Origin of the sequence: Jiangella sp. DSM 45060, from assembly GCF_900105175.1 — a bacterium.
Taxonomy (GTDB): Bacteria; Actinomycetota; Actinomycetes; order Jiangellales; family Jiangellaceae; genus Jiangella.
Map to the genome: position 1 here is coordinate 1,720,113 of NZ_LT629771.1, position 17,103 is coordinate 1,737,215.

General features: G+C 74.3%; 19 protein-coding genes. 14 read left to right on the plus strand and 5 right to left on the minus strand.

Features of this window, described 5'->3' with window-relative positions; genetic code table 11:
• Positions 1–36: 36 nt before the first annotated feature.
• From BLU82_RS07745 to BLU82_RS07775, 7 genes are all read left to right on the plus strand, one after another.
• Entirely contained in the window at positions 37–267 is a 231-nt protein-coding gene (locus tag BLU82_RS07745) for a hypothetical protein (protein ID WP_157740696.1), read from the plus strand.
• Positions 268–325: 58 nt separating this feature from the next.
• Complete coding sequence (locus BLU82_RS07750; RefSeq protein ID WP_092618022.1) at positions 326–2,521, plus strand: hypothetical protein; 2,196 nt, start codon at positions 326–328, stop codon at positions 2,519–2,521.
• Positions 2,514–3,779 (plus strand): hypothetical protein, encoded by a 1,266-nt coding sequence (locus BLU82_RS07755; protein ID WP_092618024.1) that lies wholly within the window; start codon positions 2,514–2,516, stop codon positions 3,777–3,779. Before BLU82_RS07750 ends, BLU82_RS07755 begins: the two co-directional genes overlap by 8 nt.
• 22 nt (positions 3,780–3,801) lie before the next feature.
• The gene (locus BLU82_RS07760) at positions 3,802–4,308 is read left to right on the plus strand and encodes a hypothetical protein (protein WP_157740698.1); all 507 of its coding nucleotides are present in this window, start codon (positions 3,802–3,804) and stop codon (positions 4,306–4,308) included.
• Positions 4,309–4,330: 22 nt separating this feature from the next.
• Positions 4,331–5,635 carry a hypothetical protein gene (locus BLU82_RS07765; protein WP_092618033.1) on the plus strand — a complete coding sequence of 435 codons (1,305 nt, stop codon included), beginning with the start codon at positions 4,331–4,333 and terminating at the stop codon, positions 5,633–5,635.
• 13 nt (positions 5,636–5,648) lie between these two features.
• Complete coding sequence (locus tag BLU82_RS07770; protein ID WP_092618037.1) at positions 5,649–7,172, plus strand: OmpA family protein; 1,524 nt, start codon at positions 5,649–5,651, stop codon at positions 7,170–7,172.
• A 109-nt stretch (positions 7,173–7,281) separates the two neighbouring features.
• Positions 7,282–7,974 carry a BTAD domain-containing putative transcriptional regulator gene (locus BLU82_RS07775; RefSeq protein WP_157740700.1) on the plus strand — a complete coding sequence of 231 codons (693 nt, stop codon included), beginning with the start codon at positions 7,282–7,284 and terminating at the stop codon, positions 7,972–7,974.
• 138 nt (positions 7,975–8,112) lie between these two features.
• Here the strand turns inward: BLU82_RS07775 and BLU82_RS07780 are convergent, their stop codons facing one another.
• Positions 8,113–8,715: a LysE/ArgO family amino acid transporter gene (locus BLU82_RS07780; RefSeq protein ID WP_092618044.1), complete on the minus strand. Its 603-nt coding sequence runs from the start codon at positions 8,713–8,715 to the stop codon at positions 8,113–8,115.
• A 70-nt stretch (positions 8,716–8,785) separates the two neighbouring features.
• On the opposite strand from BLU82_RS07780, the gene BLU82_RS07785 reads away from it, so the two are divergent.
• Complete coding sequence (locus BLU82_RS07785) at positions 8,786–9,682, plus strand: LysR family transcriptional regulator ArgP (RefSeq protein WP_231947733.1); 897 nt, start codon at positions 8,786–8,788, stop codon at positions 9,680–9,682.
• On the opposite strand, the gene BLU82_RS07790 is transcribed toward BLU82_RS07785, so the two are convergent.
• A complete protein-coding gene (locus BLU82_RS07790) occupies positions 9,658–10,251 on the minus strand; it encodes a TetR/AcrR family transcriptional regulator (RefSeq protein ID WP_092618048.1) in 594 nt (197 codons plus the stop codon). The genes BLU82_RS07785 and BLU82_RS07790 overlap by 25 nt on opposite strands.
• Positions 10,235–11,785 carry an MFS transporter gene (locus BLU82_RS07795; RefSeq protein ID WP_092618063.1) on the minus strand — a complete coding sequence of 517 codons (1,551 nt, stop codon included), beginning with the start codon at positions 11,783–11,785 and terminating at the stop codon, positions 10,235–10,237. Before BLU82_RS07795 ends, BLU82_RS07790 begins: the two co-directional genes overlap by 17 nt.
• A gap of 204 nt (positions 11,786–11,989) precedes the next feature.
• On the opposite strand from BLU82_RS07795, the gene BLU82_RS07800 reads away from it, so the two are divergent.
• Genes BLU82_RS07800 through BLU82_RS07815 form a run of 4 tightly spaced genes read left to right on the plus strand, consistent with a single transcriptional unit; the run spans position 11,990 to position 14,794 of the window.
• Entirely contained in the window at positions 11,990–12,595 is a 606-nt protein-coding gene (locus BLU82_RS07800) for a dihydrofolate reductase family protein (protein ID WP_092618066.1), read from the plus strand.
• Between the two features lie 12 nt (positions 12,596–12,607).
• The gene (locus BLU82_RS07805; RefSeq protein ID WP_092618070.1) at positions 12,608–13,210 is read left to right on the plus strand and encodes a dihydrofolate reductase family protein; all 603 of its coding nucleotides are present in this window, start codon (positions 12,608–12,610) and stop codon (positions 13,208–13,210) included.
• 19 nt (positions 13,211–13,229) lie between these two features.
• Entirely contained in the window at positions 13,230–13,553 is a 324-nt protein-coding gene (locus tag BLU82_RS07810) for a YciI family protein (protein WP_092618073.1), read from the plus strand.
• Positions 13,550–14,794: an RNA polymerase sigma factor gene (locus tag BLU82_RS07815; RefSeq protein WP_092618075.1), complete on the plus strand. Its 1,245-nt coding sequence runs from the start codon at positions 13,550–13,552 to the stop codon at positions 14,792–14,794. Before BLU82_RS07810 ends, BLU82_RS07815 begins: the two co-directional genes overlap by 4 nt.
• A gap of 30 nt (positions 14,795–14,824) precedes the next feature.
• On the opposite strand, the gene BLU82_RS07820 is transcribed toward BLU82_RS07815, so the two are convergent.
• The gene (locus BLU82_RS07820; RefSeq protein ID WP_092618077.1) at positions 14,825–15,019 is read right to left on the minus strand and encodes a helix-turn-helix transcriptional regulator; all 195 of its coding nucleotides are present in this window, start codon (positions 15,017–15,019) and stop codon (positions 14,825–14,827) included.
• The gene (locus BLU82_RS07825; RefSeq protein WP_157740702.1) at positions 15,016–15,432 is read right to left on the minus strand and encodes a hypothetical protein; all 417 of its coding nucleotides are present in this window, start codon (positions 15,430–15,432) and stop codon (positions 15,016–15,018) included. The genes BLU82_RS07820 and BLU82_RS07825 overlap by 4 nt, the downstream gene beginning before the upstream one ends.
• A gap of 138 nt (positions 15,433–15,570) precedes the next feature.
• On the opposite strand from BLU82_RS07825, the gene BLU82_RS07830 reads away from it, so the two are divergent.
• Together BLU82_RS07830 and BLU82_RS07835 are read left to right on the plus strand one after the other, a co-directional pair.
• Positions 15,571–16,203 (plus strand): alpha-ketoglutarate-dependent dioxygenase AlkB, encoded by a 633-nt coding sequence (locus tag BLU82_RS07830; protein ID WP_092618085.1) that lies wholly within the window; start codon positions 15,571–15,573, stop codon positions 16,201–16,203.
• A 61-nt stretch (positions 16,204–16,264) separates the two neighbouring features.
• Entirely contained in the window at positions 16,265–17,098 is an 834-nt protein-coding gene (locus BLU82_RS07835) for an MBL fold metallo-hydrolase (RefSeq protein WP_092618089.1), read from the plus strand.
• The last annotated feature ends 5 nt before the right edge of the window (positions 17,099–17,103 follow it).

Sequence of the window (17,103 nt, forward strand, 5' to 3'; positions counted from 1 at the left end):
TACGGCCGGCAGACGCCGCGGCGGCAGGCTGCCCCCATGCCCCGTCCGCGTTGGTGTGTCGTCGTCGTCCGCTGCTGGGTGGACGGCCAGGACCTGAAGGTCCGGATGCTGGCGACCGGTGACGTCGAGGGCCGCCTGGTGCGCGGCTCCGCGGCGGCGGCCGGCGAGCAGCTGGGCCGCTGGCTGGCCGCGCTGCTGGCGCTGGAGCCGCCGCCCGATGACGATGGCCGAGACGACGGCCGAGACGAGCCGGAGACGCCACGGTGACGATCACGGACACGGACGCCGCCTACGGTCCCTCCCGTAGTCGTCCCCGGAGGTCGTCATGAACACGCCCGCCATGGTGTCGCCCTTCGTCGGCAGCGCGTTGCAGGCCGAGCGGCCGCCCGAGCAGGAGGCCGGGCCCACGCTGCCCGGGCTGCTCTCGCCGTTCTCGGCCAGCCGCCTCGAAGCGGGCGGCGACGACGGCGAGCTGTTCGAGGACCTGCTCGCCGAACTGGAGGACGAGTCGTTCGACGAGGCCGTCGAAGCGCTGGTCGACGAGGCCGCGGCGATGCACCTGACGGCTCCGTGGGACGGTGAGGTGGACGGCCGGGACGCCCAGCTGGAGGCGTGGTCGGCCCGGCTGCTCGACGAGGCGCGGCGGGTGCTCGACCACCTGGAGGAGACGTTCGCCGGGCGCACCCCGGAGTCGGTCGCCGAGGACGAGATCGAGCTGGCCGCGGCGCAGTCGCGCACCGACACGATGAGCCCGGCCGCCGAGCAGTTCCTGGGCGGCCTGGTCAGCAAGGTGAAGAGCGGCTTCGCGAAGGTCAAGTCCGCCGCCGCGGCCGTGGCCCGCACCGGACTGGGCGTGCTCGGCAGCATCACCGGCCTGGGCCAGCTCACCGGCATCCTCAAGAAGCTGGTCGAGCCGCTGGTCAAGCGGGTGCTCAACGCCGCGCGCAACCGGCTGCCGGCGTCGTTGCAGGGCCCGGCGACCGCCCTGGCGGCCAAGCTCGGCATCCGCGTCCCGGAGACCGGCCGCGAGGTCGCCGAGGACTTCGACCGGCAGTACGCGCAGGCGCTCACCGTCACCGACGAGGCGGCGGCCGAGGAACTGCTCGCCGCCGCCGACGACGCCGGGCGGGCGGCGGGCGAGGACCCGGTCGCCGGGCTCGACGCCGCCCGCGCGCGGCTGGCCGCCGAACTGGCCGAGGCGACGCCGGGCGAGGCGCCGGTCGCGCCGGTGGAGCAGTTCGTCCCCGCCGTCACGGCGGCCATGCCCCTGGTGCGCACCGCGGTCCGGCTGATCGGCCGGGACCGCGTGAAGCGGCTGCTGGCCGCGCCCTTGGCCGCGTTCATCGCGCCGTTCGTCGGCCACCAGGCGGCGCGGTCGCTGGCCCCGCCGATCGCGGACACCGGGATGAAGCTGTTGCGCCTGGAGCACGAGGAGGCCGCGGTGCTCGGGGCGGAGGCGCTGGTGTCGACGCTGGAGGAGACGGTGCGGCAGGTGCTCTCGCTGCCGGCGGAGTCGCTGGCCGACGACGTCCGCGTCGCGGCCGAGGTGCAGGAGGCGTTCGCCGAGGCGGCCGCCCGGTACCTGCCGCCGCGGGTGCTCCGGGCCGACCTGGGGGAGGACGAGGCCGAGCCCGAGGCCGGCGGGTGGATCATGATGCCGCGCGGCCCGCGCCCGCGCTACCGCTACCGCGCCTACACCCACCCCTACCGGGTGCTGCTCAGCCGTCCCACGGCCCGGGCGATCGTCGTCAGCGGCGAGGAGACGCTCGAGGAGCGGCTGCTCGACGACGGCGTCGCCGCCTGGCCGGCCGAGGTCGAGGTGCAGCTGTTCGAGGCGATGACGGGCACCCGGCGCGGCCACCTGGCCACTGCGGACGAGGAGGACGGCACGCTGTCGCCGGACGAGTTCGGCGAGCTGACGCCGCAGGTGGCGGGCGCGCTGCTGCAGCGCCCGGCGCTCGGCGCCCACGGCTCGCGTGCCGCCGGCGCCCGGGCCGGAGTGGTCGCCGCGCCGGGGCAGCGGCTGTTCCGCGTCGTCGTCCCCGGACGGCCCGGGCACGCGCGGCGGGTGCGGCGGCTGGCCGTCCGCGTCGACCTGTCCGGACCGGCCCCGCGGCTGCGGGTGCACCTGCGCATCGGCGAGCGGATGGCGCACTCCCTGGCCGCGCAGCTGGACCGCCGCGCGCACACCCAGGTCGTCGCGGCCGTCCGGCGGCTGCTGGGCCCGCCCGTCCGCGACTGGCTGGCGCGGCGGCTGGGCCGGTCCCGCGCCCTGAACGCGCCGCGCCCCATGCCGCCCGAGCGCCGCCGCGCGCTGGCCGAGGCGCTGGCGGAGGGGATGATCACCGCGCTGGCCAAGGAGCTGCCGGCGGCCGGCCCGACGCTGGCCGGCGCCGCCCAGGACCCGGCCGCCGGTCTGACCCTGACGTTCACGTTCCCGTTCGCCAGTCGCGACGCGCTCGCGGCCGGCACACCCGGAACGCCCGTGCTCGCGATACGCCCAGGGCTGCGCCATGGCTGAGCCGGATCCGGCCGAGCCCGAGCGCGCGCAGCTGGCGGCGGAGATCGCGCACTGGCGCAACGCGGTCGACGCGCTGGCCGACCTCGACACCATCGCCGCGCCCGCCGCCTGGGCGGGCCTGGAGGAGTACCTGCGCATGCGGGTGCGCGACCGGCTCGCCGCGGTGGTCGCGGACCTCTCGCTGGAGGCCGCGCGCTGCTCGACGGCCCTGAGCCGCGGCGACGACACCGGCGCGGTGCGCCGCGCCGTGCTCGCGCTGCGCCGGCGCTACCTGCAGGTCGAGACCATTCTCGACTTCTACGGCGACGCGGTCGGCTCGCGCACCAACCCGGCGCTCGCCGCCGTGCTGAGCGGCCTGGACGTCATCGCCGGCGACAGCCTCGACGTGATCCTCGGCCGGGTCGGCATCGCGACGCCGCCGGCCGTCGTCTACCTCGACAAGGGCCTCGGGGCGGCGATCCTGCGCGCGGACGTCCGGCTCTGGGACCGCACCAGCCCGTCGCCCGTCGCGGCGATCAAGCTCACCCGGCACAACCTGAGCTACCCGACCGCCATCCTGCACGAATGTGGTCACCAGGTCGGCCACCTGACCGGCTGGAACGCGGAGCTGGCCGACGCGCTCGCGCTGGCGCTGGCGCCGCGGTCCCGCGAGCTGGCCGAGGCGTGGCGCTCGTGGGCGAGCGAGCTGGCGGCCGACGTCCACGCGTTCGCCCTGGCCGGCTGGGCGCCGTTGCCGGCGCTGGCCAACGTGGTCGACGGCGGCACCGCGGCGGTCTACCAGGCGGTCCCCGGCGACCCGCACCCGTTCCCGTGGATCCGGGTGATCGTCAACGCCGCGCTGTGCCGGAGCTGGTTCGGCGCCGGCCCGTGGGACGGCCTGGCCGTCGCCTGGGCGCGCCGCCACCCGCCGGAACGGGCGCCGTCCGAGATCGCCGGCCTGGCCCGGCTCAGCGTGGACGCGCTCGACGACATCGTCCGGGTCTGCACCCGGCAGCCGATGGCCGCGTTCGGCGGCCGGCCGCTGTCCGCCGTCGCCGACCCGGCCCGCCGGTCGCCCGAGGCGCTCGACGCCCTGGCCCGCCGCGCCGGGCCGTCGCTGCTGACCTCGCAGTACCTCGCCCGCCGGGAGCCGCTGGCCGTGCTGGCCTGGCTCGCGATCCGCCCGGTCGCCGACCCGGCGAACGGCGCCGCCCACCGCCGGGACCTGCTCGACTGGCTGGCCCGGCTCTCGCCCGGTGCGCCCGCGCGGGCCGCCTGACCCACTGGAGGAGGAGATCGACATGTCCGCTGACCGACCGCCGGACGGCGGCCTGCCGTCCGAGGCGACGCTGCGCGAGTTCGTGACGGCGCTGCACGACGTCGCCACCGCGATCACCCAGCACACCACCGAGCTGCACGACGACCGGCGTCGCGGCGACGGTGATCGGCCGGCCTCCGCGGCCCAGCGGCGCGCCGTCCTCGACTACCGGGTGCTCGGCGCCCTGACCGGCCGGCTCGCGGCGGGCGGCGTCCTGGTGAGCGCGCGGCGGTTCCAGGACAAGGACCGGGAACGCGTCGAGCTGCAGCCGCTCCCGGCGACCGCGGCCCGGGTGGCCGTGCAGGCCGCCGGCGAGAAGGAGCCGGAACTGCTCGGCATCGACCGCGGCTCCGGCTCCTCCGGGACCGTCACGCTCGACCGCACCCGCGGCAAGGACATCGCGCGCCTCGAGGTGTGGAACGGCGCCGGCCAGCCAATCCGGCTGGGACCCCGGCTGCCGCGGCTGCCGGCCCAGACTCCGGTCGACTGACCCGCCGAAGGGGGCCCACGACATGTTCAGGAACCTTGCCCAGCTGTTCGCCGGAACACCCGGCCGCGACCGCCGCGACGTCTTCCTCGTCCACCCGATCCAGCTCAGCCGCTGGCTCGACGAGGCGTGGGACAGCGCCCGGACGGTGCCCGCGTTCGGCGACCCGACCACCCTCGAACCGTTCCTCGGCGCCGCCGACGTCGTGGAGACGCTGAACCTGCCCCGGCCGCAGGTGACCGGCGGCGCCGAGGTCGCGCCGTCCGGCGTGGTGCTGGCCGACCCCGACGTCTTCGGCGGCCAGGCGCTGCGGCTGCAGGCCAGCGGGCTGGCGTGGGACCACCTGGCGTACGCGTACCTCGTCGAGTCGACCGGGGTGTTCGAGGTGCTGGCCGAGGTGGTCCGCCGCCTGGTCACCGGCGAGACCCTGGACACGCTCTCTGCCGGGGGACTGCGCTGGGTGCGGGCCACCGAGGAGCTGTTCTTCCGCGACCCGCCGCTGTTCTCCATCGGCGGCGTCACCAGCGCCGTGCGGCCGGACGACCGGGTCAACCGGCGCAACTGCATGTGGCGGATGTTCGGCATGGACCTCCCGCACCCGATCCCGGCCCGCTGGGCGCGGCCCGGCTCGGCCGGCGAGCAGGACTGGAAGTCCGACACCGGCAGCGGCGTCAACACCGGGTTCCGGGAGAAGTGGACGGAGCTGCTGCGGCAGGTGTGGCTCGGCATCGAGAACGCCCGCAACGAGAGCGGGCCGAACGCCACCGACAAGGAGTACGTGGCGTTCCTGTGCACCGCGCTGAAGGACATGATGGCCATGCGCCGCCGTGGTGGGCAGCTCGCCCGCGAGGAGTTCGTGTACGTCGCCACGATGAGCTGGTTCCACCTGACCCTCGAGACCCCCGACACGCCGATCGTGGTCGACCTGCGGGCCGACGCGACCAACGCGGCGGACCGGCTGGCGAAGATCGCCCAGCGGGTCGGCCTGCAGCCGGCCGCGCGATCGCGCGAGCTGTTCGAGCTCGCCGACCTGATGTCGGCGATGCTGCGGGCGATCGAGCTGGGCGTGTTCGACACCGGGGAGAAGGCGGAGACGCTCTACGTGCCGCTGGCCGGCGGCGTCAACGCCCAGTTGCTGCAGGACATGAACCGGATCATCGACCTGTGGCAGTCCGCCACCGGCGACCGGGTCAAGGACCGGCCGGTCGGCGGCGTGGCCGGGAGCCTGAGCGCCCAGCCGCTGCGCATCCCGGCGCCGCCGCCGCCCGTGCCGTCGCCGCCCACCCCGGCGCCGGCGCCCGCCGTCGCCGCCACCAACGGCCGCGGCTGAGACGGAGGCCGTGATGACGAGCGAACCGCTCACCGCCACCCTCCTGGAGTCGCCGTTCGCGCCGGCCGAGGCGACGCCCGAGCCGGCCGGGGAGCAGGAGTCGTGGGGACACCTCTACGAGGCGCCGGGCGGCGAGCCGGCGTTCGAGGAACAGGCCGCGCCCACCCTGTCGCGGCTGACCCGGACGTTCCCGCCGGAGGCGCTCTCCGAGCTGCCCGACGTGCTGCGGGCCAAACCGCTGGTGAGCGCCGAGGTGACGGTGCGGACCGAACGGATCCTGTGGATGATCGCCGGGGCGCGGGCGAACGTCGGCGCGGAACCGGGCTGGGGCGACCGCCTGCTGGTCGACCTGCCCGACCTCCCCAAGGCCGGGCCCAGCAGCACCGTGCACGTGCTGGTCGTCGAGACCGTGCCGTTCGACGTCGTCGAGCAGGACAAGCTCCGGGCGTTCCACCGCTTCTGCCAGAAGGCGCACCCGTCGAAGGTGCCGCCGTTCGACGCGGTCTCGGTCGGGCCGTGGACGCTGAACCGCTGGCTGGAGGAGGCGCTGGAGCTCGCCCCCGGCTCGCTGGCCGCGGCGGCCGGGCTCTCCACGCAGCTGACGGTCGACCAGGCGGCCACCTACAAGCTGGTCGTGTACGCGCTGCTGCCGCGGACCGTCGGTGCGGTCGTGGCGCCGATGGACCAGCGGTCGCTGCGCGGCTTCCCGTTCGCGAAGGCCACGCTGACGGAGGAGCACGAGCGGCTGATCGCCTCGCTGGCGCGCGAGATCGTCCGCAGCTGGTACTCGCGGCGTATCGTGACGAAGATCGTCGTGCAGGGCCACACCGACCCCGTCGGCACCCGCGCCTACAACCTGGACCTCGGCCGCCGCCGGGCCCAGGCGGTCGCCGCCCGGCTCAAGGAGCTGGTCGCCCAGCAGGCCGGCCGGCTGCCCGTCGGCACGGTGGAGCGCATCGAGTACGTCATCGAGAGCTACGGCGAGGACCGGCCGTTCTCGACCCGGCTGCACACCCTGAACCGCCGGGTCGAGGTCACCGTGTACCGCGACTACACACCGCCGCCGGACCCGCTGGTGCTGGACGAGGTGATCGTGCGGGTGACCCCGCTGCTGTCGTCGCCCACGCTGACGCCGGAGGCGGTGAAGCGGCTGAAGTGCGTGCTGGCCAAGATCAAGCAGCCCGGCATGGACGACCGGTTCGCCACCGACACCCAGGTGTTCCTCATCAAGCGCGACAACCAGATGCCCAGGCCGGAGGAGTGGAGCCGCGTGCTGAGCCGGCTGCTGCACCCGGACCTGTTCGGCCCGCAGGTGCCCGAGGACCGGCTCACCACCAACCTGCGGCTGCTCGACGAGGACATCGCCGGCGGCATCGTGAAGATGAGCCAGATCATCGCCTACGCCTCCGGCGCCGAGTGGGGCTTGGGGCTGCTGGCCCTGCCGAAGGCGTTCAAGCAGTTCAACGCCTGGATCATCGAGCGGTTGAAGAATCAGGCGAGCATCTACAGCTGCTACGCGGAGGACTTCCTCGAGTAGGCCTAGGCGAGTCGCGATCATGGGAGTACAACATTGACTAGGCCGGATCCACGAGCCATCGCGTGGATCCGGCCCATGGGGGGTGTCGCTGATGGCCGCGGTGAACCAGATGGCTGACCTGCACGTCATCGGGGCCTTCGAGGTGCTCGTCGCCGGTGTCCCGGTGGCGCTGCCCGCCGGTCCGCGGCGGCTGCTGGCCTACCTCGCCGTCAACGGCGGCGCCCAGCGCCGCGACGCGGTGACGGGGCAGCTGTGGGGCTGGGTGCCGCAGGCGCAGGCGCGGGCACGGCTGCGCACGGCGCTGTGGCGGATCGGCCAGCTCCCGGCCGGCCTGGTCCGCAGCGGTCGCGACGAGCTCCAGCTGCGGCCATCGGTGCGGGTCGACCTCGCCGAGAGCGCGGGGCTCGCGCGCGGCCTGCTCGACCCGTCCGGCCGCGACCGGCTGCCCGACTCGGCCGACCTGCTCACCGACGACATCCTCCCCGGCTGGGACGAGGACTGGCTGCAGCTCGAGCGCGAGCGGCACCGTCAGCTGCGCATCCACGCCCTCGAGGCGCTCAGCCGCCGCCTCACCGCGGCCGGCCGGTTCGGCGCGGCCATCGACGTGGCGTACCGGGCGATCGCGGCCGAGCCGCTGCGGGAGTCGGCGTGGTGCGCGTTGATCCGCGCCCACCTGGCCGAGGGCAACCGCTCGGTCGCCTCGCACCAGCTCGGCGAGTACCGGCGGCTGCTGGCCGACGAGCTGGGAGTCGACCCGTCCGAGACGATCGAGGCGCTGCTCAGCCCAGCAGGGGGTGCGTGACGGATAGTGGTGGATGCGGGCGGCGTCCAGGGGCCGGTCCAGCAAGGCGTCGAAGTAGCTCGATGCGCTGCGCCGTCGGGTGATGACACAACGCAGCTGGTCGGTTCCTGGGCGTCGATCCGCGCCGCCGAAGATCCGTCAGGTACCCCCTAGGAGGCGGGCGCCGATCGCGAGCATGACGACGGCGATCAGCCCGTCCAGCACCCGCCAGGCGCCCGGCCGCTCGAACACCGCGCTGAGCGAGCGTGCGCCGAACCCGAGCGCGGTGAACCAGCTCAGCGACGCCGCCATCGCGCCCGCGCCGTACAGCCAGCGGCCGTCGTCGCCGTGCTGGTTGGCCAGCGCGCCGAGCAGCACGACGGTGTCGAGGTACACGTGCGGGTTGAGGAAGGTGAAGCCGAGGCAGGCGAGCACCGCCGCCCGCGCGGTCGCGGCCGCGCCCGCCCCGGCGACCAGCGACGACGGCCGCAGCGCCCGCCGCGCCGCCAGCGCGCCGTACCCGAGCACGAACGCCGCCCCGCCGTAGCGCGCCACGTCCAGCGCCCACGGGTGCGTCGTCAGCGCCGCGCCGAGTCCGGCGATCCCGGCGCCGATCAGCACGGCGTCGGCCACCGCGCACACCGCGACGACAGGGACGACGTGGCGGCGCGCGAGCCCCTGGCGCAGGACGAACGCGTTCTGGGCGCCGATCGCGACGATCAGCGAGAGGGAGGTGGCGAACCCGACGACGGCACTGGACACGTCCTCGACGCTAGGGTCGGGGTGAGCCGTAGACCAGCTAAAGTTTCTACGCCTTCCTTAGCATGGCTTCATGATGCGCATCGACCTCGCCCAGCTCAGCGCGTTCGCCGCCGTCGTCGAGGAGGGCAGCTTCGAGGCCGCCGCCCGCCGGCTGCACGTCACGCCGTCCGCGGTGAGCCAGCGGGTCAAGGCGCTGGAGTCGCGGCTGGGCCGCGTCCTGGTCAGCCGCACCCGTCCGGCCGGCGCCACGGAGGCCGGGCAGTGGCTGGCCCGGTACGCGCGCCAGGTGCGGCTGCTGGAGAGCGAGGCGCTGTCCGGCCTGGCCTCCGGCGACGTCGAGGTGCGGCTGGCGGTCGCCGTCAACGCGGACTCGTTGGCGACGTGGTTCCTGCCGGCGCTGACGGGGCTGGCGGACGAGCGCGGCGCCCGGTTCGAGCTGCACCAGGAGGACCAGGACCACTCGGCGACGCTGCTGCGCGAGGGCGCCGTCATGGCCGCCGTCACCGCCGACGCGCACGCCGTGCAGGGCTGCGGCGTGCGCCCGCTCGGCCGCATGCGCTACCTCGGCGTCTCCACCCCGGCGTTCGCCGGCCGATGGTTCCCGGACGGCCCGACGGCGGCGGCGCTCGGCGCGGCCACCACGCTGGTCTTCAACCGCAAGGACGCGCTGCAGTCGCGGTTCGCCCGCGAGCTCGCCGGCCGCCGGGTCGACCCGCCGGTCACCGTGCTGCCGTCGTCGGTGGGGTTCGCCGACGCGACGATCCTGGGGCTGGCGTGGGCGATGCTGCCCGAGTCGATGGCCCGCGCCGCCCTCGACGACGGCCGGCTGGTCGAGATCGCTCCGGGCCGCCACCTCGACGTGCCGCTGTACTGGCAGCGCTGGAAGCTGGCGTCGCCGCTGCTGGACGAGCTGACCGACGCCGTCGTCGCGGCGGCCGCGGCTCAGCTGCGGGCGCCGAAGCCGTAGATCGTCGTGCGGGCGAGCGCCTCGGCGTCCTCCGGCCGGGGGAGCGCGACACCGGTGAGGATGCGCAGCACGATCATCCCGGTGAACCAGTCGAACACCAGTTGGCGGTCGACGTCCGGGGGGAGCTCGCCGCGGGCGATCGCGCGGTCGAAGACGGCGCTGGACCCGGCCAGCCGGGTGGCCAGCGAGGCGCGGTACAGCTCGGCGACCCGGGGGTCGCGGGCGGCCTCCTTCACGGCCAGCCGGAAGAACGCCAGGCCGTCGTCGCTGCCGGCCAGGGTCAGGATGTCGGTGTAGATCTCGGCGAGGTCGCCGTGCAGCGAGCCGGTGTCGGGGACCCGCACCTCCAGCTCGAACAGCGTCTCGGCGGCGGCCAGTGCCAGGTCGTCCTTGCTGGCCCAGCGGCGGTACAGCGTCGCCTTGCCGACCCCGGCCCGCTCGGCCACCGCGTCGACCGTCATGCCGTCGACGCCGCGCTCGAGCAGCAGGCCGGCCGCGGCCTCCCGGATGCGGCGGTCCGCCTCCGGGTCGCGCGGCCGGCCGCGCCGGGGCTCAGCCGGGTTGCTCATCGCGGGCGTGGCTGGGCAGCCACAGCAGCGCGACCAGCGCGCCGACCAGGACGACGATCCCGGCGACGGCGGTCGTCGTGGTCATGGCGTCGACGAACGCGGCGTCGGCGGCGTGGACGAGGGCGGCGGCGGGCTCGGCGGGCAGCTCGCCGGCGGCGGCGTACGCGCCCTGGATGCTGTCCTCGGCGGCGTGCGCGGCCTCGGCGGGCAGCTGAGCGGCGGCGTCGTCCACCTGCGCAGAGTAGACCGAGTTCAGCACCGAGATCAGCACCGCGACGCCCAGCGCGCCGCCGACCTGCCGGACGGTGTCGTTGACCGCCGAGCCGACGCCGGCCTTGGCCCGCGGCACCGCGCCCATCACCGACTCCGTCGCCGGGCCCATCGCGAACGCCATGCCGAACCCCATGACGATCGTCGCGGTGAGGCCGCGCGGCGCGTAGCCGCTCTCGACCGTCGTCCCGGTGAAGATCCAGAACGACACCGCCAGCAGCGCCAGCCCGAACACCGTCGGCCACTTCTCGCCGACCCGCTGCGCGACCGCCATGGCCGCCGGGCCGCCGAGGACCAGGCCGATCGCCAGCGGCAGGATGCGCAGCCCCGCCTCCAGCGGCGTGTAGCCGAGCACCGTCTGCAGGTACACGGACAGGAAGAACGCGGCGCCCATCATCGCGAAGAACACCAGCGTGATCGAGATGGCCGGGACGCTGAAGCGGCGGTTCAGGAAGAACTCGACCGGCAGCATCGGGTGCGGGTGGCGGCGCTCCCAGAGCACGAAGCCGGCCAGGATCGCCAGCGACGCCGCGACCGACCCGAGCGTGACGCCGTCCGTCCAGCCGCGTTCGGGCGCCTCGATCAGCGCCCAGACCAGCGCGACCAGCCCGGCGCACGACAGCGCCGCGCCGACGAGGTCCAGCCGCGGCGCCGTCCGGTCCCGCGACTCGGGCACCAGCCAGAACCCGAGCAGCAGCGCGGCGCCCGCGATCGGGACGTTGATCATCAGCGCCGAGCCCCACCAGAAGTGCTCGAGCAGCCAGCCGCCGACGGCCGGGCCGCCCGCGATGCCGATGCCGGCCATCGCCGCCCACACGCCGATGGCCCGCTTGCGCTCCTTCGGGTCGCGGAACACGTCGATGAGGATCGACAGCGTGCTCGGCATGATCAGCGCGCCGCCCAGCCCCATCACCGTCCGCGCGGCGATGACGGTGGTGGGGTCGCTCGACATGGCGCCCCAGACGCTCGCGGCGGCGAACACCACCAGGCCCGCGGCGAGGGCGAGCTTGCGCCCGTACTTGTCGCCCCACGCGCCGGCCGTCAGCAGCAGCCCGGCGAACGCCAGGGTGTAGGCGTCGATGATCCACTGCAGCTCGCTGGCGGTGGCGCCGAGGTCGCGCTGCATGGTCGGGATCGCCGTGTTCAGCACGGTGGTGTCCATGCCGATGAGCACCAGGCTCAGCGACAACACCCCGAGCGTCGCCCAGCGGCGCCGGTGCCGGGTGGAGGTGGCGTACTCGGTGTCGGGCGGTGCGAGGGACATGGCCACTCCGGGATGATTACGAGACTGATGAGTTCTGGAAATAGATACTAGACCTGGGAGTCTCGTAATCGGAACCCGTCGCGCACGTGTGCTCCGTCACCGGGTGAGTAGATTTCGGGAACGGTGTCGAAACGGGGCGGTCGCGTTCGTAGCAGGGGTGAGAGGCCGCCCACCGGGACGGCACCGAGGAGAGGAACCGCGATCATGCGACTGACCGTCACCACCAACGTCTCCGTCGACGGCGTGATGCAGGGGCTCGGCGGGCCGGACGAGGACCGCCGCGGCGGGTTCGAGCGCGGCGGCTGGGCGCTGCCGCTGTTCGACGGCGAAGGCGAGACGTACCTCAGCGAGATCTACGGGCGCGCCGACGCGTTCCTGTTCGGCCGCCGGACGTACGAGATCTTCGCCGCCTCGTGGGGGACGTGGGCCGACCCCGGCGACAGCCTCATCTGGACGGCGCTGAACACGCGGCCCAAGTATGTCGCCTCGGCCACGCTCACCGGCCCGGCGTGGGCGGAGACCACCGTCGTGGCCGGCGACGTCGCGACGATCCGGGAGCTGAAGGCCCGGCCGGGCGGTGAGCTGCAGGTGCACGGCAGCGGCGAGCTGGCCCGCTGGCTGCTCGCGAACGACCTCGTCGACGAGCTGACGCTGCTGACCTATCCGGTCGTCGTCGGCCAGGGCCGGCGGCTGTTCCCGGACGACGGCCCCGACGCGGCGCTCGAGCTGGCCGGCGCGCGGGCCTTCGCCAACGGCATCACGGCGCACGTGTACCGGCCGGCCGGACGCCCGCAATACGCCGCGAGCTGACGGGGCACGATCATGAAGCTGACCACCGTCATGCAGGTCTCCGTCGACGGCGTCATGCAGGCCAACGGCGGGTCGCACCCCGACCTCGACCCCGGGTTCGACCGCGGCGGCTGGGCGCTGCCGCTGTTCGACGACGAGGCGCTCGGCTACGTCGACGAGTTGTGCGAGCGGGCCGCCGCGTTCCTGTTCGGCCGCCGCACCTACGAGTTCTTCGCCGGCACGTGGGGCGCGATCGACGCGATGGCGGACACCCGCATCGGGCGCGCGTTCAACGCCCGGCCCAAGTACGTCGCCTCGACGACGCTCACCGACCCGGGCTGGGCGCCCGCCACCGTCGTCGGCGGCGTGGACGCCATCCGCGAGCTGAAGGGCGCCCCGGGTGGCGAGCTGCAGGTGCACGGCAGTGGCCGGCTGGTCCGCGCACTGCTCGCGAACGACCTCGTCGACGAGCTGACGCTGCTCGTCGCGCCGGTGGTCGTCGGCCGGGGCACCAGGCTGTTCCCGGACGACGGCCCGGACCTCGCGCTCGAGCTCCTCGAGTCGCGCGCCTTCCCGAAGGGCTTCGCGCTCCAGGTCTACCGACCGGCCGGACGTCCGCGGTACGCCACGGCGTGACACAGGAGATGATGCCGAGATGAAGTACATGGTTTCCGTGATCGACAACCGCACCGGCTCGGCCACGGACGACGAGATGACGGCCATCCGCGCGTTCAACGAGCGGCTCCAGGCCGACGGCAACTGGGTGTTCGCCGCCGGCCTCGCGGCGCCCGAGGCGTCCACCGTCATCGACAACCGGAGTGGCGAGGCGCTGATCACCGACGGCCCGTTCCTGGAGACGAAGGAGTACTTCGCCGGCTTCTGGATCATGGCGGCGCCCGACCTCGACGTCGCACTCCGGCTCGCCGCCGAGGGATCGAAGGCCTGCAACCGCCCGGTCGAGGTGCGTCCGCTGCTGTGACCGCCGCCGACGTCAGCGCGGCGATCACCCGGGCGCACCAGGACGAGTGGGCGCGCGTGGTCGCCTCCGTGACCAAGCGCTTCGGCGACCTCGACGTCGCCGAGGAGGCCGCCGCCGAGGCGTTCGCGGCCGCCGTCGAGCGATGGCCGTCCGACGGCGTCCCGCCCAACCCCGGCGCGTGGCTGACCACCACCGCCAACCGCCGCGCGATCGACCGGCTCCGGCGCGAGTCCAAGCGCGACGACAAGCAGAGGGAGGCACGGCTCGTGTTCGGCGACGACCCACCTGTGCCGCTCGGTCCCATCGACGACGACCGGCTGCGGCTGATCTTCACCTGCTGCCACCCGGCGCTGGCGATGCCGACCCGGGTGGCCCTGACGCTGCGCATGGTCGGCGGCCTGACGGTGCCCGAGATCGCCCGCGCCTTCCTGGTGCAGGAGACCACCATGGGGCAGCGCATCAGCCGCGCGAAGGCCAAGATCAAGGCGGCCCGCATCCCGTACCGCGTGCCGGGCGCGGCGGACCTCCCGGCCCGCGTCTCCGGCGTGCTCGCCGTCCTCTACCTCGTCTACAACGAGGGCTACCTCGCCACCGGCCCGGACACCGACCCCGTCCGTGCCGACCTCACCGCCGAGGCGATCCGGCTCACCCGCCTCATCCGCGCCCTGCTGCCCGACGACGGCGAGGTGGCCGGCCTGCTGGCGCTGATGCTGCTCACCGAGGCCCGCCGCCCGGCCCGGGTGTCCTCGGCCGGCGAGCTGGTCGCGCTCGACGAGCAGGACCGCGGCACGTGGGACGAGGCGCTGGTCGCCGAGGGCCACCGGCTGGTGCGCGAGCGGCTGGCCTCCGGGGTGGCGCCGGGGCGCTACCAGCTGCTCGCCGCGATCAACGCCGTGCACACTTCCGCCCGCGACCTCGGCGACACCGACTGGTCGCAGATCCTCGCCCTCTACGACCAGCTCGCCACCCTCGACCCGTCGCCGGTCGTCGCCCTCAACCGGGCCGTCGTCGTGGGTGAGCTCGACGGCCCCGCCGTCGCCCTGGCCAGCGTCGACCGCTTGGGGGACGACCTCGCCGGCTACCACGCCTTCCACGCCACCCGGGCCGAACTGCTGCGCCGACTCGGCCGCGACGCAGAAGCGCGGGCGGCGTACGACGAGGCGATCGCGCTGGCCGGCAACACCGCCGAGGCCGCCGCCCTGACCCGTCGCCGCGACCGGCTGGAACCGGACACTCCTTGACGCGGCCCTGTGCCGGTCGAGGCGGTCGGGTCACTGCTCGTCGGTGAAGATGCCCTCGATCGGCAGGTCGAACAGCCTGGCGAGACGGAACGCCACGGGCAGGCTGGGGTCGAACTTCCCGGTCTCGATCGCGTTGATCGACTGCCGTGACACGCCGACGCGTTGCGCCAGGTCGGCTTGCGTCCAGGCGCGTTCGGCCCGGAGCTCTGCAATGCGGTTCTTCATCGGTACCTGAACTGGCCGGCGACGAAGGCCGTCATGTAGACCACTCCCAGCATCGCGGGGAAGAGCGCCAGGTCGAGGTCGCGGGTGACGAGGCCGGCGGCGTCGGCGGCGGCGTAGGCGAAGCCGGCGACCCAGCCCACGCCGAGGGTGACCGCCAGCGCATCCTGCATGATCTTGCGCTGCAGGTCGTCGAGTGCTCTGAGGAAGCGCGCGAAGGCGACGATCCAGATGATGCCGACGAGAACGTTGACCGCGACCGCGGCCCAGCTCGCCGCCGTCTGGTCGTCCCACGCGACCTCGGGGCCGAATCTGGCCGCGGCCAGGGTCGCCGCCCAGGCGAGTGTCCAGAGCACGAGCTGAGCGGTCGCCCGGTTCGACTCTCGATAGCTTGCGGTCTCGTTGAGTGCTCGCACGGCCGCCTCCCTTCCATTCCCTGAGTCAAGTGTGCTTGACTCGCTGCTAGCGTGTCAAGCACACTTGACGCGGGGATCACCGTTGTCGACGACCACATCGAGGTAGAACGTCCGTTCGAATCGGGGTAGCCTGGCGGCATGACCGTTGCCTTCCAAGCCTCCCTGCTCGACACGGCCGGCGGTGCCACGCTCGGTGCGCTCGGCGGCGCCGTCGAGCGCACCGTGCTCACCCAGGGCGCCTGGGTCGACGTCCGGCGGGGGTGGGTCGCCGGGTCCGACCAGCTGTTCACCGGGCTGGTCGAGGCGGTGCCGTGGCGGGCCGAGCGGCGCACCATGTACGAGCGGGTGGTCGACGTCCCGCGGCTGGTGCGCTTCTACGGCGACGGCGAGCCGCTGCCCGACCCCCTGCTCACCGAGGCGCGCGAGGCGCTGAGCCGGCACTACGCCGCCGAGCTGGGCGAGCCGTTCACCACCGCCGGCATGTGCTTCTACCGCGACGGCCGCGACAGCGTCGCCTGGCACGGCGACACCATCGGGCGCAGCCGCACCGAGGACACCATGGTCGCCATCGTCTCGCTCGGCGCGCCGCGTGCCCTGCTGCTGCGCCAGCGCGGCGGCGGCAGCGCCACCCTCCGCTTCGCCGTCGGCCACGGCGACCTCCTGGTCATGGGCGGGTCCTGCCAGCGGACGTGGGAGCACGCTGTACCGAAGACGGCGAAGCCGGTCGGACCGCGCATCAGCGTCCAGTTCCGGCCCACGGGAGTCCGCTAGCCGGTGCCCGCCACGCCACGGGGTACTACGCTCCCGGCAACCACACGGGAGGGGCGGGATCATGCTGGCGCAGGTCGCGGAGGGTGTGCAGGTCCACCAGAGCGCGTTGCTCGAGAACAACGCGGTCGTCGTGCAGGGGCGCGACGGCGTCCTGGTCGTCGATCCCGGCCTCACGACCGGCGAGCTGACCTGCCTCGCGACCGACCTGTCCGGGGCGGGCCAGTCGGTGGTGGCGGGTTTCGCGACCCATCCCGACTGGGACCACGTGCTCTGGCACGCCGATCTGGGCGACGTGCCCCGCTACGGCACGGCCCGCTGCGCGGCCTTCATGCGAGACGTGCTGTCGGACGCGGACTGGCGGGCCCGCGCCGCCGAAGGGCTGCCGCCCGAGATCGCCGGCGACGTGCCGCTGGACCTCTTCGGCCGCATCGCCGGCCTGCCCGAAGGAACCGAGCGGGTGCCCTGGGACGGCCCCGCAGTCCGGATCATCGAGCATCGAGGGCACGCACCGGGCCACGCCGCGCTGCTGGTCGAGGAGCCCGGTGTGCTCGTCGCCGGCGACATGCTCTCTGACGTCCTGGTCCCGATGCTCGACGTCGGCGCCGCCACGGACCCGATCGAGGACTACCTCGCCGCGCTGCGGCTGTTCGACGACGTGGCGGGCGACGTCGAGGTCGTCGTGCCGGGCCACGGGTCCGTCGGCGGGGCCGATCAGCTCCGCGCGCGCATCGACCTCGACCGCGCCTACGTGCACGCCCTGCGCGACGGCCGCGAACCCGGCGATCCGCGCATCGGCCCGTCGGCCGAGCCCGGCTGGGAGTGGGTGGTCGACGTGCACACCGGGCAGCGCGACAGCCTCGCCCGGCGACGCGAGCGGGACGCGACGCCCGAGTAACCGCT

Coding starts and splice junctions, on each gene's coding strand:
- BLU82_RS07830 (WP_092618085.1), top strand. CDS start 15,571: ATGACCGTTGCCTTCCAAGCCTCCCTGCTCGACACGGCCGGCGGTGCC.
- BLU82_RS07810 (WP_092618073.1), top strand. CDS start 13,230: ATGAAGTACATGGTTTCCGTGATCGACAACCGCACCGGCTCGGCCACG.
- BLU82_RS07805 (WP_092618070.1), top strand. CDS start 12,608: ATGAAGCTGACCACCGTCATGCAGGTCTCCGTCGACGGCGTCATGCAG.
- BLU82_RS07835 (WP_092618089.1), top strand. CDS start 16,265: ATGCTGGCGCAGGTCGCGGAGGGTGTGCAGGTCCACCAGAGCGCGTTG.
- BLU82_RS07750 (WP_092618022.1), top strand. CDS start 326: ATGAACACGCCCGCCATGGTGTCGCCCTTCGTCGGCAGCGCGTTGCAG.
- BLU82_RS07755 (WP_092618024.1), top strand. CDS start 2,514: ATGGCTGAGCCGGATCCGGCCGAGCCCGAGCGCGCGCAGCTGGCGGCG.
- BLU82_RS07770 (WP_092618037.1), top strand. CDS start 5,649: ATGACGAGCGAACCGCTCACCGCCACCCTCCTGGAGTCGCCGTTCGCG.
- BLU82_RS07775 (WP_157740700.1), top strand. CDS start 7,282: ATGGCTGACCTGCACGTCATCGGGGCCTTCGAGGTGCTCGTCGCCGGT.
- BLU82_RS07800 (WP_092618066.1), top strand. CDS start 11,990: ATGCGACTGACCGTCACCACCAACGTCTCCGTCGACGGCGTGATGCAG.
- BLU82_RS07795 (WP_092618063.1), bottom strand. CDS start 11,785: ATGTCCCTCGCACCGCCCGACACCGAGTACGCCACCTCCACCCGGCAC.
- BLU82_RS07820 (WP_092618077.1), bottom strand. CDS start 15,019: ATGAAGAACCGCATTGCAGAGCTCCGGGCCGAACGCGCCTGGACGCAA.
- BLU82_RS07765 (WP_092618033.1), top strand. CDS start 4,331: ATGTTCAGGAACCTTGCCCAGCTGTTCGCCGGAACACCCGGCCGCGAC.
- BLU82_RS07760 (WP_157740698.1), top strand. CDS start 3,802: ATGTCCGCTGACCGACCGCCGGACGGCGGCCTGCCGTCCGAGGCGACG.
- BLU82_RS07790 (WP_092618048.1), bottom strand. CDS start 10,251: ATGAGCAACCCGGCTGAGCCCCGGCGCGGCCGGCCGCGCGACCCGGAG.
- BLU82_RS07785 (WP_231947733.1), top strand. CDS start 8,786: ATGATGCGCATCGACCTCGCCCAGCTCAGCGCGTTCGCCGCCGTCGTC.
- BLU82_RS07745 (WP_157740696.1), top strand. CDS start 37: ATGCCCCGTCCGCGTTGGTGTGTCGTCGTCGTCCGCTGCTGGGTGGAC.